The 15620-nt window shown below is 71.7% G+C and carries 16 protein-coding genes; 7 read left to right on the top strand and 9 right to left on the bottom strand.

Annotated elements, in window-relative coordinates; genetic code table 11:
• Positions 1 to 7: 7 nt before the first annotated feature.
• The 4 genes from ABZ806_RS36565 to ABZ806_RS36550 all read right to left on the bottom strand — a co-directional run bounded on the left by ABZ806_RS36565 (position 8) and on the right by ABZ806_RS36550 (position 3017).
• Entirely contained in the window at positions 8 to 742 is a 735-nt protein-coding gene (locus ABZ806_RS36565; RefSeq protein ID WP_500222662.1) for an ABC transporter permease, read from the bottom strand.
• Positions 739 to 1488 carry an ABC transporter ATP-binding protein gene (locus ABZ806_RS36560; RefSeq protein ID WP_500222659.1) on the bottom strand — a complete coding sequence of 250 codons (750 nt, stop codon included), beginning with the start codon at positions 1486 to 1488 and terminating at the stop codon, positions 739 to 741. The genes ABZ806_RS36565 and ABZ806_RS36560 overlap by 4 nt, the downstream gene beginning before the upstream one ends.
• A 63-nt stretch (positions 1489 to 1551) precedes the next feature.
• Positions 1552 to 2136 carry a TetR/AcrR family transcriptional regulator gene (locus ABZ806_RS36555; RefSeq protein ID WP_500222655.1) on the bottom strand — a complete coding sequence of 195 codons (585 nt, stop codon included), beginning with the start codon at positions 2134 to 2136 and terminating at the stop codon, positions 1552 to 1554.
• Positions 2133 to 3017 (bottom strand): sugar phosphate isomerase/epimerase family protein, encoded by an 885-nt coding sequence (locus tag ABZ806_RS36550; protein ID WP_500222653.1) that lies wholly within the window; start codon positions 3015 to 3017, stop codon positions 2133 to 2135. Before ABZ806_RS36550 ends, ABZ806_RS36555 begins: the two co-directional genes overlap by 4 nt.
• Before the next feature lie 155 nt (positions 3018 to 3172).
• Here ABZ806_RS36550 and ABZ806_RS36545 point away from each other — a divergent pair, with 155 nt between their 5' ends.
• The 4 genes from ABZ806_RS36545 (at position 3173) to disA (ending at position 7642) form a co-directional block, all read left to right on the top strand.
• Positions 3173 to 3871 (top strand): class I SAM-dependent methyltransferase, encoded by a 699-nt coding sequence (locus tag ABZ806_RS36545; RefSeq protein WP_500222651.1) that lies wholly within the window; start codon positions 3173 to 3175, stop codon positions 3869 to 3871.
• Positions 3872 to 3907: 36 nt separating this feature from the next.
• Complete coding sequence (locus ABZ806_RS36540) at positions 3908 to 4966, top strand: alpha/beta fold hydrolase (RefSeq protein WP_500222648.1); 1059 nt, start codon at positions 3908 to 3910, stop codon at positions 4964 to 4966.
• Positions 4967 to 5024: 58 nt separating this feature from the next.
• Entirely contained in the window at positions 5025 to 6446 is a 1422-nt protein-coding gene (gene radA / locus ABZ806_RS36535; protein ID WP_500222646.1) for a DNA repair protein RadA, read from the top strand.
• Between the two features lie 113 nt (positions 6447 to 6559).
• Positions 6560 to 7642 carry a DNA integrity scanning diadenylate cyclase DisA gene (disA, locus tag ABZ806_RS36530; protein WP_500222644.1) on the top strand — a complete coding sequence of 361 codons (1083 nt, stop codon included), beginning with the start codon at positions 6560 to 6562 and terminating at the stop codon, positions 7640 to 7642.
• 198 nt (positions 7643 to 7840) lie between these two features.
• Here disA and ABZ806_RS36525 read toward each other — a convergent pair whose 3' ends face one another.
• Positions 7841 to 8416, bottom strand: a complete 576-nt coding sequence (locus ABZ806_RS36525) for a hypothetical protein (RefSeq protein WP_500222642.1) — start codon at positions 8414 to 8416, stop codon at positions 7841 to 7843.
• Positions 8417 to 8524: 108 nt separating this feature from the next.
• Here ABZ806_RS36525 and ABZ806_RS36520 point away from each other — a divergent pair, with 108 nt between their 5' ends.
• Positions 8525 to 9412: an HhH-GPD family protein gene (locus ABZ806_RS36520; protein WP_500222640.1), complete on the top strand. Its 888-nt coding sequence runs from the start codon at positions 8525 to 8527 to the stop codon at positions 9410 to 9412.
• Positions 9413 to 9509: 97 nt separating this feature from the next.
• Here the strand turns inward: ABZ806_RS36520 and ABZ806_RS36515 are convergent, their stop codons facing one another.
• Complete coding sequence (locus ABZ806_RS36515; protein ID WP_500222638.1) at positions 9510 to 10640, bottom strand: NADAR family protein; 1131 nt, start codon at positions 10638 to 10640, stop codon at positions 9510 to 9512.
• 187 nt (positions 10641 to 10827) lie between these two features.
• Between ABZ806_RS36515 and add the strand changes: the two genes are divergently transcribed.
• On the top strand, positions 10828 to 11793 hold the full coding sequence (add, locus tag ABZ806_RS36510; RefSeq protein WP_500222636.1) for an adenosine deaminase: 966 nt from the start codon (positions 10828 to 10830) through the stop codon (positions 11791 to 11793).
• Positions 11794 to 12292: 499 nt separating this feature from the next.
• Here add and ABZ806_RS36505 read toward each other — a convergent pair whose 3' ends face one another.
• Positions 12293 to 12817, bottom strand: coding sequence for a TetR/AcrR family transcriptional regulator (locus ABZ806_RS36505; RefSeq protein ID WP_500222634.1), 525 nt, complete (start codon positions 12815 to 12817; stop codon positions 12293 to 12295).
• A gap of 88 nt (positions 12818 to 12905) precedes the next feature.
• Between ABZ806_RS36505 and ABZ806_RS36500 the strand changes: the two genes are divergently transcribed.
• Positions 12906 to 13796: an LLM class F420-dependent oxidoreductase gene (locus ABZ806_RS36500; protein WP_500222631.1), complete on the top strand. Its 891-nt coding sequence runs from the start codon at positions 12906 to 12908 to the stop codon at positions 13794 to 13796.
• 176 nt (positions 13797 to 13972) lie between these two features.
• On the opposite strand, the gene ABZ806_RS36495 is transcribed toward ABZ806_RS36500, so the two are convergent.
• Positions 13973 to 14641: a hypothetical protein gene (locus ABZ806_RS36495; RefSeq protein WP_500222627.1), complete on the bottom strand. Its 669-nt coding sequence runs from the start codon at positions 14639 to 14641 to the stop codon at positions 13973 to 13975.
• 218 nt (positions 14642 to 14859) lie between these two features.
• Positions 14860 to 15255, bottom strand: a complete 396-nt coding sequence (locus tag ABZ806_RS36490; RefSeq protein WP_500222625.1) for a VOC family protein — start codon at positions 15253 to 15255, stop codon at positions 14860 to 14862.
• Positions 15256 to 15620 lie beyond the last annotated feature (365 nt).

Genomic DNA, 15620 nt, shown 5'->3' with positions numbered 1-15620 from the left:
TGTCCGATTAAGCGGTTCGGCGGCGGAGGGTCACCGCACCGAGGACGAGGGCGACGATCGTGAACGCCGCTATGACGGCCACGTCCACGGCCAGGGTGCCGGTGAAGTCGGGGCGGGCGCTGATCTCCTGCATGCCCTCGACCGCGTACGACAGGGGCAGGACGTCCGAGATCGCGGTCAGCCAGGACGCCATGTCGTCGCGCGGGATGATCAGCCCGCACAGCAGCGTCTGCGGCAGGACGAAGGCGGGCATGAACTGGACGGCCTGGAACTCGGTCCGCGCGAAGGCGCTGGCGAACAGGCCGAGCGACATGCCGAGCAGCGCGTCCAGCAGGGACACGAGGACCAGTGGTCCCAGCGAGCCGTTCAGGTCGAGGCCGAGCCAGGTCAGCGAGATCACCAGGACGATGCCGACCTGCGCCAGCGCGATCAGTCCGAACGCGAGCGCGTACCCGAGCAGCAGGTCGAGCTTGCCGAGCGGCATGGTCATCAGCCGTTCGAGGGTGCCGCTCGTCCGTTCGCGCAGGGTCGCGACGCTCGCCACGACGAACATGACGATGAACGGGAACACGCCGAGCAGCATCGGCCCGACCCGGTCGAACAGCATCGGCTGGTCGAACACGTAGCGCAGCAGGATCATCAGCAGCGTCGGCACGCCGATCAGCAGCGCGAGCGTGCGGTGGTCGTGCCTGAGCTGCGCGAGGATGCGCCGCATCGTGGCGAACGTGACGGCGGCGCTCATGCCGGGCTCCCGGACTTCTCGGTGATCAGGTGGAGGAACGCCGTTTCCAGGTCGGGCGTGCCGGTGCGGGAGCGCAGCCCGTCCGGGGTCCCGTCGGCGAGGACGACGCCCTCGCGCATCAGCAGGAGGCGGTCGGTGCGGCCGGCCTCGTCCATGACGTGGCTGGACACGACGAGGGTGGCGCCCCGGTCGGCGAGTTCCCGGAACAGCTCCCACAGCTCCTGCCGCAGCACCGGGTCGAGGCCGACGGTCGGCTCGTCCAGGACGATCAGCTCGGGCGAGCCGAGCAGCGCGACGGCCAGGTTGGTGCGGCCGCGCTGCCCGCCGGACAGCGTCGCCGCGGTCTGGTCGCGGCTCGCGCCGAGCCCGACCTCGTCGATGACGCGGTCGACGTCCGAGCGCGGCGCCCGCAGCACGGACGCGAAGTAGCGCAGGTTCTCGGCGACGGTCAGGTCGGCGTACACCGCCGGTGACTGCGTCGCGTACCCGACGCGGCGCCGCAGCCCGGCGGACCCGGCGGGCGCGCCGAGCACCGTCACCGTGCCGCTCCGCACGATCTGGACGCCGACGAGCGCCCTGATCAGGGTGGTCTTCCCGCAGCCGCTCGGGCCGAGCAGGCCCACGATGGAGCCGCGCGGGACGTCGAAGGTGAGCCCGTGCAGGACCTCCCGGCCGCCGCGCACGACCCGCAGGTCGCGGACGCTGACGGCCGGCTCGGCGCCGCTCGCCGGACTTGAACTCATCATGCGTTGAATTTAAGCCGCCGCGATGCCCCGGTCAAGGGGTCCGGAACCGGAACGCCGGGACGGTCAGGAGCTCAGGTAGCGCTGGATCGCCGGGGCCACCAGCTCGACCAGTTCCTCCTCCGAGGCGGAGGCCATCGGCTCGACGCGCAGCACGTGGCGCAGGATCATCAGGCCGATCATCTGCCCGGCGGCCGCCTGGATGCCGAGCGGCGGCGCGTCCGTGGCCTGCCTGGCGCGGCCGAACAGGGCGACCGTGACGAACTCGCGCAGCAGCGCCGCCGCCCGCTCGTTCGTCATCGCCGAGCGCAGCATCGCCAGCATCGGCGCGCGGCGGTCATCGTCCCCCCACACCTCCAGGAAGGTGCGGACCATCGCCTCGCCGATCCGGTCGCGGGGGGCCGCCATGACGCGCGGCAGGATGACGGACGGGTCCACCGGGAAGCGCATCGCCTCGATGAACACGCCCTCCTTGTTGCCGAAGAAGTGGTGGACGAGCGCGGGGTCGACCCCCGCGGCACGCGCGATGGCGCGCAGCGAGGCGCCGTCGTAGCCCTTCTCGGCGAACAGGTCGCGCGCCTCGGCGAGGATCTTCTCCCGGGTCTCGGTCGGGCCGGGCCGGCGGCCCCGGGGCGCGGTGGCGTCGGTCACCGGACGCCCCGGCGGGTGACCTCCCCGGCCGGCGTGACCTCCCAGGTGTGGTCGGCGGCGGCGAGGTGCAGGCGGGCGAACGCCAGGGCCTCGGCGAGGTCCTCCATCCGCTCGACCCGGCTGGACGCGCGCCGCGTGTTCACCTCCAGGACGATGTGCCCCCGGAAGCCGCTCTCGGCGAGGTCCTCCAGCATCGTCCCGCACGGCTGGTTGCCCCGGCCGGGGACGAGGTGCTCGTCCTTGTTCGTGATGCCCACGCCGTCGGCGAGATGGATGTGCCGCAGGCGGTCGCCCAGGCTGCTCGCCATGTCGATGGGGTCCGACCCGGAGACGGCGGTGTGGGACAGGTCGAGGGTGACGTACGGGTAGTCCTGGTCGACCGGGTTCCAGTCGGGCAGGTACATGCCCGCCTCGGCACCGCGCGCCTTGAGCGGGAACATGTTCTCCACCGCGAACAGGACGTCGGTCTCGTCCTGCATACGGGCGAGGCCCTCGACGAACTCCTTCGCGTAGTCGCGCTGCCAGCGGAACGGCGGATGGACGACGACGACCTCCGCGCCCAGTTCCTCCGCGACGTCCTTGGAGCGGATGAGCTTGCCCCAGGGTTCGCGTCCCCACACCCGCTGGGTGAGCAGCAGGCACGGCGCGTGGATCGACTTGATCGGCACCTGGTGGTAGTCGGACAGCCGGCGCAGGACGTTCAGGTCCTGCGAGGAGGCGTCCGTGGAGACCATGACCTCGATGCCGTCGTAGCCCAGCAGCGCGGCGATCTCGAACGCGCTCGGTACCTTCTCCGGGTAGACCGACGCGGTGGAGAGCGTTATCGGCGCGTCCGGTACACGGAGAGCGGGTGTACTGACGCCGTTGTGCTGCGGGGTCAAGGCTTCCTCGCCAGGAATGATCGCTCGACGATGGTCATCAGGGTTCGCACGGTAAAGCCTATGCGGCGGCGGCCGCGATGAAACAACCGCCCGGAGTGATCCTGATTGCTCTGCCCTGATCGCTCCGCCCCTGGGGCCGACTACGCTCAGTCGCCGTGGCCGAAATCGCGCCGGGCGCCGTGCCGAGCCCCAACATCTGGAACTCCCCCCAGGTCTACGAGCTGGAGAACCGCGCCGTCGACCCCGACGGGGTGCTGGCCGCCGCGATGCGCGCCATCCGCCCGTGGACGGCCGCGGACGTCCTGGACGTCGGCTGCGGCACCGGCTTCCACCTGCCGTTCTTCGCCGCCGACGCCCGCCGGGTGACCGGCGTCGAGCCGCACGCGGGCCTCGCCGCGGCCGCCGCGCGCCGCACCCGGGACCTGTCCAACGTGATCGTCCGTGTCGGCGCCGCCCAGGCGCTGCCGCTGCCGGACGCCTCGGTCGACGTCGCCCACGCCCGGTGGGCGTACTTCTTCGGGCCGGGCTGCGAACCGGGCCTGCGCGAGTTGGAGCGGGTCGTCCGGCGCGGCGGGGCGATCTTCATCATCGACAACGACGCGACCCGCTCCACGTTCGGCCGCTGGTTCCGCCGCGGCCTGCCGAAATACGACCCGGAGGCCGTCGAGCGGTTCTGGACGCGGCGCGGCTTCTCCCGCGACCCGCTGACGATCCGGTGGTCGTTCGAAAGCCGCGACGACCTCGCCGCCGTCCTGCGGATCGAGTTCCCGCCCGGCGTCGCGGACGCGTGCCTGCGCGAGCACAGCGGCCTGGAGGTGGACTATGCCGTCAATTTGTGGTGGCGTTGCCCCTGAGTTACTGACTGGTTCGGTCACACGGGAGGTACCGGCATGGGGCGTGTCACTGCGGGAAGAGCGCTCGGCGGCCTGCTCGCCGCCACCGCCGTCGGCGCGGCCGGCGCCGGAGCCGGCCTGGTCGCCCAGCGCCGCGCCGTGCGCCGCCTCCAGCTGCGTCCCGACCCGTTCGCCGGCGAGCCGTTCGGGTCGCTGCGCGGCCGTCCCGTCCCGGTCCGCGCCGACGACGGCACCCGCCTGTACGCCGAGATCGACGGCGACGACCGCACCGACCTCGCCGTCGTGTTCTCGCACGGCTGGACGCTCACCCAGGACTCCTGGCACTTCCAGCGCAAGGCCCTGCGCGGCCTCGGCCGGCTCGTCTTCTGGGACCAGCGCGGCCACGGCCGCTCCGACGGCGGCGCCCGCGACGGCTACACCATCCCCCGCCTCGCCGCCGACCTCGGCGCCGTCATCGAGGCGACCGTCCCCGCAGGCACGCCCGTCGTCCTCGTCGGCCACTCCATGGGCGGCATGACGATCATGCGGTACTGCGACGAGAACCCGGACCTGGTCGGGCGCAGGATCCTCGCGACCGGGCTGCTGTGCACCTCGTCCGGCGGCCTCGGCGAGGTCACCCTCGGCATGCCCGCCCTCGTCGCGCGCACCACCCACCGCGTCCTGCCCCGCGCCCTCGCCGCGCTCGGCGCCGGCTCCGGCGCCGTCGAGCGGGTCCGCCACCTCGGCCGCGACGCCGCCGCCCTCGTCGAGGACCTCGTCGCCTTCGGCCCCGACGCCAGCCCCGCCGCCGTCGCCTTCGCCGAGCAGATGATGACCGACACCCGCATGGACGCGTTCGTCGACTACTTCCGCTCGATGATCACGACCGACGTCATCAGCGACTGCGCCTCCCTCGCCGCCGCCGACACCCTCGTCCTCGGCGGCGAGAACGACCTCCTCACCCCGGTCGAGCACAGCCTCAAGATCGCCTCCTGCGTCCCCTCGGCCCGCCTGGAGGTCATCCCCTCCGCCGGCCACATGGCCATGCTCGAACGCCCCAGCGTGGTCTCCGACCACCTGGGCGACCTGATCGAACGAGCCCGCAAGCAGTGCTGACCCAGGGGGTCGCCCCCCTGGGCGGATACTGTCGGTAGCTGGCTCTAGGCTGCCGCGCATGGCGAAGGCTAAGACGGCGAAGGCCGCCTACCGGTGCTCGGAGTGCGGCTGGCAGACGTCCAAGTGGGTCGGGCGCTGCGGCGAGTGCCAGACGTGGGGGACGGTCACCGAGGCGGCGTCCGCCACGCCGGCGCGGGTCGTGTCGGCCGGGCCGGTCAGCGCGCCGGCGCGTCCGATCGGGCAGGTGGACGTCGGGTCGGCGCAGACGCGGCCCACGGGCCTGGACGAGCTGGACCGGGTGCTCGGCGGCGGCATCGTGCCCGGGGCGGTCCTGCTGCTGGCGGGCGAGCCGGGCATCGGGAAGTCGACGCTGCTGCTGGAGGTCGCCGCGCTCGCCTCGACCTCGGCCGAGGGCGGCGCGAAGAACGTCCTCTACGTGACGGGCGAGGAGTCGGCCGAGCAGGTGCGGCTGCGCGCCGACCGGGTCGGGGCGATCACCGACCAGCTGTACCTGGCCGCCGAGACCGAACTGTCGGCGATTCTGGGGCATATCGACTCCGTGGAGCCGTCGCTGCTCGTCGTCGACTCCATCCAGACGATCGGGACGTCCGAGGCGGACGGCGCGCCCGGCGGCGTCACGCAGATCCGCGAGGTCGCCGCCAACCTGATCAGGGTCGCGAAGGAGCGCGGCATCACGGTCGTGCTCGTCGGCCACGTCACCAAGGACGGCGCGATCGCCGGGCCGCGGCTCCTGGAGCACCTGGTCGACGTCGTCCTGTACTTCGAGGGCGACCGGCACTCGCGGCTCCGCATGATCCGCGCGGTGAAGAACCGGTACGGGCCGACGGACGAACTCGGCTGCTTCGACCTGTCCGAGGTCGGCATCGTCGGGCTGCCCGACCCGAGCGGCCTGTTCCTCACCCGCCGCGACGAGCCCGTCCCCGGGACGTGCGTGACGGTCACGCTGGAGGGGCGGCGGCCGCTGGTCGCGGAGGTGCAGTCGCTCGTCGCGAAGTCGCATCTGCCGGCGCCGCGCCGGGCCACGTCCGGGCTCGACACGTCCCGGGTCGCGATGGTCCTCGCCGTCCTCGCGCAGCGCTGCAAGATCTCCATGCACGAGCAGGACGTGTACGTCTCGACGGTCGGCGGGGTGCGGCTCAGCGAGACGTCCGTCGACCTGGCGCTGGCCCTCGCCGTCGCCGGGTCCACGGTCGAGCAGGCGCTGTCCAACAGCCTGATCGCGCTCGGCGAGGTCGGTCTCGCCGGGGAGGTCCGCATCGTGCCCGGCGTCCAGCGGCGGCTCGCCGAGGCGACCCGGCTCGGCTTCAAGTACGCCGTCGTCCCGCGCGGCTCCCTCGAACTCGCCGACGGATCACCGCTCAAGCGCGCCGACCCGCAGCTCAGCAGCTACGAAGGCATGAAGGTGATGGAGGTGGACAGCCTGCAGCAGGCCCTCCAGGTCGCGTTTACGGCGCACTGACACGGGTCACGCCAGAGTATTACTCCACACAACCGGGGCTTGCGACCTGGGGAGGAACCAGGGCGCGGCCCTCCTCGGTAAACTGGCGCCGTCCAGCGACCTCCGGGGGTCAGGTGCCATCACACGACAAGGGTCATGACGAACGACGCCGCGCCACGTTGGCCGCGGTGGCCCCGGGCACCCAGATCCGCGACGGACTCGAACGGATCCTACGGGGCCACACCGGCGGCCTGATCGTGCTCGGCTACGACAAACCGGTCGAGGAACTCTGCACGGGCGGCTTCGAGCTCGACGTCGAGTTCTCCGCGACCCGGCTGCGCGAACTCGCCAAGATGGACGGCGCGATCGTCCTCGACGACAGCCACAGCCGCATCGTCCGCGCGGCCGTCCACCTCGTGCCCGACTCGACCATCCCCACCGAGGAGTCGGGGACGCGGCACCGCACCGCGGAACGCGTCGCCCGCCAGACCGGCCTGCCGGTCATCTCGGTCAGCCAGTCGATGCACATCATCGCGCTCTACCTGGACGGCATCCGCTACGTCCTCGAAGACTCCGCGGCCATCCTGTCCAAGGCGAACCAGGCCCTGGCGACGCTCGAACGCTACAAACTCCGCCTGGACGAGGTGTCCGGCACGCTCTCGGCCCTCGAGATCGAGGACCTCGTCACCGTCCGCGACGTCAGCGCCGTCGTCCAGCGCCTCGAAATGGTGCGGCGCATCGCCGACGAGATCGAGGGCTACGTCGTCGAACTCGGCACCGACGGCCGGCTGCTCTCCCTCCAGCTGGACGAGCTGGTCTCCGGCGTCGACGCCGACCGCGAGCTGATCGTCCGCGACTACCCGTCCGACGACACCCGCTCCCGCGGCGTCGCCGCCATCCTGTCGTCGCTCGACACCCTCTCCGCCAACGAACTGCTCGACCTGTCGACGGTCGCCGAGGTGATGGGCTTCGCCGGCCCCGACGCCCTCGACCTACCGGTCAGCCCCAAGGGCTTCCGCCTCCTCGCGAAGGTCCCCCGGCTGCCCAGCATGGTCGTCGAACGCCTCGTCGAGCACTTCGGCGGCCTGCAGAAACTCCTCGCCGCGAGCATCGACGACCTGCAGGCCGTCGGCGGCGTGGGCGAATCCCGGGCCCGCAGCGTCCGCGAGGGCCTCTCCCGCCTGGCCGAATCCTCCATCCTCGAACGCTACGTCTGACCCTCGCCCACCGCCCGAACACACGAACAAGTCGCCCGACAGATCAGCAGCATCCAGGGGCGGCACCGGCAGCAGCGGCGACACCTGAACACCACGGCCCCGCAAAGGTCGCAGTTGCACGAGCGTCAGCGAAGACGGCGGCGTCCGGGCGGGCAGACGGGCGGGTGACGGGAAGGACGGCCTGCCGGGCGGGCGGAGTCAGCGGAGGCGGAAGATGCGCTCCTTGGCCTTCATGCCCTTCAGGTCGGCCACATAGGTGCCGGGGCGGGCTTCGGTCTTGCCCTTGCACCCTCGGACGCGGTCCCAGGTGATCGTGTCGACGTACGGGATGCCGCGGCGGAGGGTCTCCTTCGTGGCGTCGCCGTGGCGGCACTCGGCGGACGACCAGATGCGGTCGGAGCCGGACGTGATGCGGACGTCCAGCGAACCCGTGTCGAACGTGCACTTGCCCTTGCCCGTGCTGACGACCGTGACCCGGAACTCCGGCCGCTCGGAACCGGTGTAGGCGGTGTCGGCGACCGACATGTTGACGACGAGGTCCGCGGCGTCGCAGGGGCCGCCGTCGGCGGCCGGCTCCGGCTCCGGCGTGGTCGTCGTGGTGACCGTGACCGTCGGCATCACGGTGGGCGGGGGCGGCGGGCTCGCGCTCTCGGCCGCCTTCGCGTCCCGGACCGGCTCGCCCTCGCCCGTCCCGGCGCACGCCCAGGCCAGCAGGCCGACGGCGCCGAGCGCGCCGGCCAGGGCCACCGCGCGGCGCCGCCAGTACTGGTCCACCCCAGAACCGCCGGAGTCACGTCCAGTATTCGGCCACATACGGTCAGTATGCAGTCACCGGACCGGAACGTGGGGACGACCCGCCGCGTGCCACAATGGCGGCGCGCCATGAACGTGAACTCCGCCTACACCACCTACACCGCCCCGATCCTCGACTGGTACGAGGCGAACGCCCGGGATCTCCCGTGGCGGGCGCCGGACGCGACCCCGTGGGGCGTCCTCGTCAGCGAGATCATGCTCCAGCAGACGCCCGTCTCCCGCGTCCTGCCCGTCTGGGACGCCTGGATGACGCGCTGGCCGATCCCCGCCGCGCTGGCCGCCGAACCGTCCGGCGAGGCCGTGCGGGCGTGGGGGCGGCTCGGCTACCCGCGGCGGGCGCTGCGGCTGCACGCGAGCGCCCGCGCGATCACCGAACGGCACGGCGGCGAGGTCCCGTCGTCGCACGAGGAGCTGCTGGCGCTGCCCGGCATCGGCGCCTACACGGCCGCCGCCGTGGCCAGTTTCGCGTTCCGGCAGCGGCACGCCGTGCTCGACACGAACGTCCGGCGCGTCCTGGCCCGGCTGGTGTCCGGTGTCGAGTACCCGCCGAAATCGCAGACGAAGGCGGAGGTGACGCTCGCGGAGAGCCTCCTGCCGGTCGATCCGCCGACGGCCGCCCGCTGGGCCGTCGCGGTGATGGAGCTGGGCGCGCTGGTCTGCACGGCCCGCACGCCCCGCTGCGTCGACTGCCCGGTGCTCGGGACCTGCGCCTGGCAACGCGCCGGGCGCCCCGCCTACGACGGGCCGCCGCGCCGGGGCCAGACGTATGCGGGCACCGACCGCCAGTGCCGCGGCCGCATCCTCGCCGTCCTGCGGGACGCCGAGGGGCCGGTCGAGAAGCCGACCCTCGACATCGTCTGGTCGGACGCCGTCCAACGCGAACGCGCCCTCGACGCCCTCATCGCCGACGGCCTCGTCGACCCCCTGGACGACGGCCGCTACGCCCTCCCCACCTGACCACGCTGCCGCCTGCCGCCTGCCGCCTGCCGCCTGCCGCCTGCCGCAAGATCTCGTGCCGCAAGATCTCGTGCCGGCACGATGCCACGGCCGCATTTCACGGGAAGGGAGACCCGGATCGCTGAGCGTGGATTTCAGAGCGGAGCAGTTCTAGAAGCCGACCAATCCAGTTGCGCCCTTTTCCGCCGCCGGCGGCCCAGTGGTCGGAGCCCATTCCGCTGTAGGCGATCGGCGCATCCCCCGTGCCGAGCAGGATTTCGGCCAACTCAGGATGCTGTGTGAACTTTGCGCGCAACAGGCCGGCCATGGCGGCCGTCCGCACCTGGGACCAGTCCTGGACGCGGGTCGCCTCCGCGGCGATCTTCTGCGCCTCATAGGCCCGCTCGGCGGCGCGGATCTGCTCTCTGACCTCGGGATCTGCGGTCGAGAGAGCCCAGTACGCATGCTCGACGGACGGGTAGACGGCGCCGCCGACGTCGATCGGGGAGGGGTAATCGTTCTGCAGGGCGTCGATCCCCGCGTCCTCAGGGAACCCCTTCGGGTATACGCGTCCGCCGAAGTGAATTGTCCCGTCCGCAGGTTCTTGCGGGTCGTCCGCCGGGCGCTTGTCCTCGTACTCGGCGCGGACGCGTTCACGTTCGGCGAAGTATTCCAGCGCCCATTCACGCTTGGCCTCGGTCACCTCGCCATCGTCGACCCACTCACCGATCGGCCGCTCTCCGATATCGGTGCACAGGTAGACGAGCGGCCGGTCTTGGTTGTCCATGTCGCCAAGCGCGTACTGCCGCTTATGCTCGGGAATCTCAAGGTACGCTTCGCGCAGCGTCGGCCTGTCGGCCTCGTCTCGTGTCTCCAGGTACCGGTCCAGGGCCGCCAGGCAGCGGTCCGTGGAGTCGGGACGGCCGTTCAACCTCTCGATGTCGTCGGCCACCTCGGCCAGGAGCATCTCCGGGGTGAGGCTGAACCGCGGCTCCGCGGCCTTCCATCCCCCCAGCTCGAATGCGCTGATCTGTGCGCCCTCGGGCACTTCCGTCACCACCCAGCCGCGCTCGATCTTCTCGCGCAGACCGTCCAGGTCGACCCAGCCCCAGCAGTTGATCGCGCCGTCCGCGAACACCTGCAGGTCCGTCAGGTGGTACGAGAAGTTGTGGATGAAGATGGGACGCGTGACGCCTTCGATGCGCTGCCCGTCCTCGATGCGCTGGATGCGGTTCGACACGATGCTCATGTACTCCTCAGGGGTCGCCGGCCGACCGGCCGGGCACGATGACCGGCGCCACCACAGTCGGGAGCGGCCCGGCCGGGCTTTGATCATTTCAGCGTTCCGGACGCGCTTGCGGTTCCGTGCTTTCACCCGGCCGGCTAGCACGAATAATGGGTGGGCGGCGCGCCCGCCCCGGCCGTAGCGTACGGGCGTGCGTGATCTGCTGAGCCTGCCCAAAGCCCATCTGCACGTCCATCTGGAGAGCACCGTCCGGTGGGCCACGCTGCGGGAGATCGGCGCGGCCAACGGCGTGGAGGTGCCCGGCCGTGCGGGCACGCTCGGTGACTTCGTTTCCTTCTTCGCGCGGAACGACCTCGTCCGGGCCTGCCTGCGGCGCCCCGCCGACTTCCGCCGCATCGCCTACGAGTTCTGCGAGGACGAATCCGCCCAGGGCGTCCGTTATGCCGAGGTGTCGTTCACGGCCGCCGGACACGGTGAGCGCCTCGGCATGCCCCTCCAGGCCGTCCTGGAGGGCCTGGCGGCCGGACAGGACGCGTTCGGGATCGAGTGCCGCCTCATCCTCGACCACTCCCGGCGCCGCTCCGTCGAACGCGCCTGGCGGACGCTCGACCTCGCCCGCCGCCACGACGGCGTGGTCGCCATCGGGCTCGCCGGCGACGAGGCCCATCCCGGCGACCCGTTCACCCAGGTGTTCGCCGCCGCCCTCGATGCCGGGCTGCACGTCGTCCACCACGCGGGCGAAGGCGAGGGCCCCGCCAGCATCCGCCAGGCCCTCGGCCCCGGACGCGCCGAGCGACTCGGCCACGGCATCCGCATCCTGGACGATCCCGATCTCGTGACCGAGGTCCGGGAACGCGGGATTCCCCTCGAAGTGTGCCCATCCTCCAACGTCGCCCTCGGCTTCGCCCCGTCCTTCGACGCTCACCCCCTCCCGGCCCTTCGCGACGCGGGCCTGCTAGTCACCCTCAACACCGACATCCCCGCACTGATCGACACGTCCCTGACCACCGAGTACGCCAACGTGCGCGACACCTTCGGCTACGACGACCACATCCTCGCCGAACTGGCCAGGAACACAGTGACCGCCTCCTTCGCCCCACCCGAGACCAAGACCCGCCTCCACCGAGAAATAGCCACCTGGCTACCCCCTACCTGACCGCGCCCAGCACTGGACGGCCGCCCCGCCCACGCGGAGGCCGCCTCAGGTGCAGTGCACACCGAACAGCCCGCCACCCGCACAAGCACCTGCAGCCCCTCCATCCGGACAGCCGAGAGCCAAGCACTAAGACCGCCCAACACCACCCAGGCCACAGCATCCCCCAGGCCCGCGCACCCACACGGCGACCAGCCGGGCAGACGCGAGTAGGCACTGAGACCGTCCAACACCACGGCCTGGGACCAACAGCGTGGCGACGATGTCTGGAGCACGGCGTCGCCCGGGCGCGCGCACCTGCAGGCCGTCCAGCCGGGCCGTTGAGAGCCGAGTACTGAGACCGACCAACACCACCCGGGCCACAGCATCCCCCAGGCCCGCGCACCTACACGGCGACCATGCGGGCGGGCGCGAGCTAGGTACTGAGACGTCCAGCAGCCCCCGGTCACAGCGTCACCGGCGCGGGCGCCTGCACGGCGGACGGGCGGGGGGCGGGCGCGGGTTAGGTACTGAGGCCGTCCAGCATTACTCGGGTCACGGCGTCGCCGGCGCGTGCTCCTGGGCGGCAGACGGCGGTGCTGAAGATCTCGACGGCCTCGGCCGGGCTGATGTCGCCGCGCATGGTCCCCTCGTCCTGGACGGCCTTGACGAGCCCTCGCAGGAGGCCATCGACCTCGTTCTGCAGGGCGTGCCGCTCCGGCGGGATCTCGTCGCCGCCGTCGGCGATCGACTTGACGAGGGCGAGCGGCTGCTCGGTGCAATGGGTGACGACCTGGGTCAGCACGTCCCAGCGTGAGAGATCCTTCGCCGACAGCGCCCGGATCTCCGCCGCCATGCTTCGGAGCGCGCTGGTCGCGATCTCTTCGACGAGCGCCCGACGATCGGGGAAGTGCCGGTAAAGAGTCCCTACGCCGAGGCCGGCCTCCCGCGCGAGCTCCTCCATGCTCACCCCGGGCCCGCGCTCGGCGAACAACTCCAGAGCGCAGGCGACGATCCGCTCGCGGTTGCGTCGCGCGTCGGCTCGCATCGTCCTCCTCCAGCGGTAACCGGAACATCGGATTCAGGTTACCCTGGACAACCAGAAGCGGAAGATCCGATTCACCTTGGAGGTTCCCATGCGCATCGGACTGTTCAGCATCGCCGGAATGGCCCGGTTGGACGACCTCGTCGCCCAAGTCCGCCTGGCCCGTGACGCCGGACTCGACAGCGTCTTCTTCGGCCACACCGCGTCCTGGGACGCTCTCATGACCGCGGCACTCGCCGGACGCGAGGTGCCCGGCATCGAAGTGGGCACGGCCATCGTGCCGACCTTTCCCCGCCACCCCCTCGCGCTGGCGAGCCAGGCGCTCACCGCACAGGCCGTGACGGGCGGCCGCTTCACCCTCGGCATCGGCCCGAGCCACCAGCAGATCATTGAGGGCGCACACGGGATCTCCTACGACCGGCCCGCACGGCATGTCCGCGAGTATCTTTCCGCGCTGCGTCCACTGCTGCGCGGCGAGGACGTCGACTACCACGGCGAGACCCTGACCGCGGTGGGAACGATGGACGCTCCCGGCACCACCGCGCCGCCGGTGCTGGTGTCCGCGCTGGGCCCGGCGATGCTGCGGATCGCGGGCGAACTCGCCGACGGCACCGTGACGACCTGGACGGGCCCCGAGGCGATCGCCGACCACATCGTGCCCTCGATCACCAAGGCCGCCGAGGCCGCGGGACGACCCGCGCCGCGCGTACTGGCGGGCGCTGTGGTGGCCCTCACCAGCGACCCCGATGGTGTCCGGCGCGAACTGGCCGAACAGTTCGGCCCCGCATCGGCCTTCCCCGCCTATCGCGCGATCCTCGACCGCCAAGGACTGTCCGGCGTCCACGAAACGGTCATCGCCGGAGACGAGGAGACGATCGCCCGCCGGTTGCGCCGCTTCGCCGATGCCGGCGCCACGGACCTGCTGATCAGCCCACACGGCGACACCACAAGCATCCTCGAACTCGCAGCGTCCCTGCGCTGACCTTCCACCCCACAGCCGAAACCTCCTCACCATGGCCCATGCCGGCAGTTGCGACGGTTCGGCCCGGCCGGGCGCGCGGGCGGGCGGGCGGGCGAAAATGCTTCTCATCACGTTCGCGGCCGCGCCCCACACCCGCGGCCGCAGCGGTGATCTGCGTCCTGGGGGCGTCGACGGTGTCAGAGTCTTGTCAGGTGGGCGGTCCGGATTTCGCGGAGGAAGGGGTCGGTGTCGTCGGCCCACTGGGCGGACGTGCGGACGACGGGATGGACGGGGAGGCCGAGCCGCGCGGCCGCCTCCTGGGCCGCGTCGAACGCGGCGTCCGGGGCGACGTCGCCGATCGCCAGCACTTCGACATCGCCGGGACCATCGCCCCGCGGATGCTCGTACCGCTCCGCCCAAGCCCCGAAGAGGTAGATCTCCCGGACCGAGGGCAGCCGGCCGAACTCCTCCGCCACGACCGCCGCGGGGCCGAACGTCAGCTTCAGGAGGTGGGCGAGCGGCTCGTACAGCGGGCTCGCCGTGTTGCGCGTCGCCAGCCGTCCGGCCAGGGTGCGGCGGAGTGTGAGGAGGCCCGCCCGCGCCAGCCTTTCGACCTCGCGCATCACGGACGCGAGATCGGTGCGCAGCATCACGGCCAGGTCGAGCATCGACACCTCGCGCGCCGGGCCCAGCAGCAGGCGCGCGAGCAGTTCGCCCTGCAGCCGCGATCGAAAGATCGGGAGTTGTTCCGGCGCGCGGGACCGCACGTCCCGCCGGAAGGCCTCCGCGATACGCGCCTCGCCGACCGGCACGCGCGCTCCCCGCCGCTGGAACTCCGCCGACGATCCGGCCGCATTCGATCGCATGTTCGAACACTATTCCTCGCCTCCGACATCTCCGGGCGTCCGGTGAAATCCTCTGGGATGGCGAGGACGCAGGGAAGTAGAACGGTGTTCTGTGGAAAACCGGTTCTTCGGCGCCAGGAGTGCCGCGCTCGCGGACGGATGCTTCGGCTGCACGTTCGTCTTGCCTCAGCACGGCCTCGCCGGCTCGGCACTTGAGGCTTCCGGGCTGATCGCGGCGGCTAGGCGGGGGACTCGGGTTCGGGCAGGAAGAGGCAGAACGGGTGGCCTACAGGGTCGAGGTAGACGCGGACGTCGTCCTCGGGCTGGAAGTCCGCCAGGACGGCGCCCACGGCCTCTGCGTGCTCGCAGGCGGCCTCCAGGTCGTCCACCTCGAAGTCCAGGTGGGCCATGATCTGCTGGGCGCCCTCGGCGGCGGGCCAGGTCGGGGACTCGTAGATCGGCTCCGCCTGGAAGGACAGGGCGGTACCTCCGCCCGGCGGGCGCAGTTTCACCCAGTCGCAATGCTGCTGGACGACCGTCCAGCCCAGGAGGCGCTGGTAGAAGTCGCCCAGCGCGTGCGGGTCGGAGGCGTCCAGGACGGGGGCGGAGAGGGTCATGCGCGGCGGTCGGCTCACGGTGCCTCCTGCGGCATCGAATCGGCTCAGCGTACGCGGCCCCTCCCCACGCACGGCCTCCCCACGCACGGCCTCCCCACGCGCGGCCTCCCCACGCGCGGCCTGTGTACGCGGCCTTCGTGTGGGTGCGGTCCTGCGTGGGCTGCGCACGCCGCCGTGCGCGGGCTGTGCGCGTGGGGCGCGTGGGTGGGTGCTTCCCGTGCTCGTGTCCGGATATGCCTGGCCCGTACGGATGGGCTGGTCGTCGGCGGTCGCGAAGGGGTGTCCGAGATCGAGTAGGAGGGCCGGGTCGCCCGGCCCTCCTCTCACACCACCGGACATGCGGGCCCGCATCCGGCGGTTCGTCAAGCCGTTGATCTGAGCCT

This window comes from Spirillospora sp. NPDC047418 (genome assembly GCF_040643275.1).
Classification (GTDB): domain Bacteria; phylum Actinomycetota; class Actinomycetes; order Streptosporangiales; family Streptosporangiaceae; genus Spirillospora.
Note: the sequence above shows the minus strand (reverse complement) of the source record. Positions and strands in the feature narration are given on the sequence as shown.

Bases quoted from the DNA above. Each gene is read 5' to 3' on its own strand.
- ABZ806_RS36495 (WP_500222627.1), bottom strand. From the start codon at position 14,641: ATGCGATCGAATGCGGCCGGATCGTCGGCGGAGTTCCAGCGGCGGGGA.
- ABZ806_RS36500 (WP_500222631.1), top strand. From the start codon at position 12,906: ATGCGCATCGGACTGTTCAGCATCGCCGGAATGGCCCGGTTGGACGAC.
- ABZ806_RS36505 (WP_500222634.1), bottom strand. From the start codon at position 12,817: ATGCGAGCCGACGCGCGACGCAACCGCGAGCGGATCGTCGCCTGCGCT.
- ABZ806_RS36565 (WP_500222662.1), bottom strand. From the start codon at position 742: ATGAGCGCCGCCGTCACGTTCGCCACGATGCGGCGCATCCTCGCGCAG.
- radA (WP_500222646.1), top strand. From the start codon at position 5,025: ATGGCGAAGGCTAAGACGGCGAAGGCCGCCTACCGGTGCTCGGAGTGC.
- ABZ806_RS36520 (WP_500222640.1), top strand. From the start codon at position 8,525: ATGAACGTGAACTCCGCCTACACCACCTACACCGCCCCGATCCTCGAC.
- ABZ806_RS36540 (WP_500222648.1), top strand. From the start codon at position 3,908: ATGGGGCGTGTCACTGCGGGAAGAGCGCTCGGCGGCCTGCTCGCCGCC.
- ABZ806_RS36560 (WP_500222659.1), bottom strand. From the start codon at position 1,488: ATGATGAGTTCAAGTCCGGCGAGCGGCGCCGAGCCGGCCGTCAGCGTC.
- ABZ806_RS36515 (WP_500222638.1), bottom strand. From the start codon at position 10,640: ATGAGCATCGTGTCGAACCGCATCCAGCGCATCGAGGACGGGCAGCGC.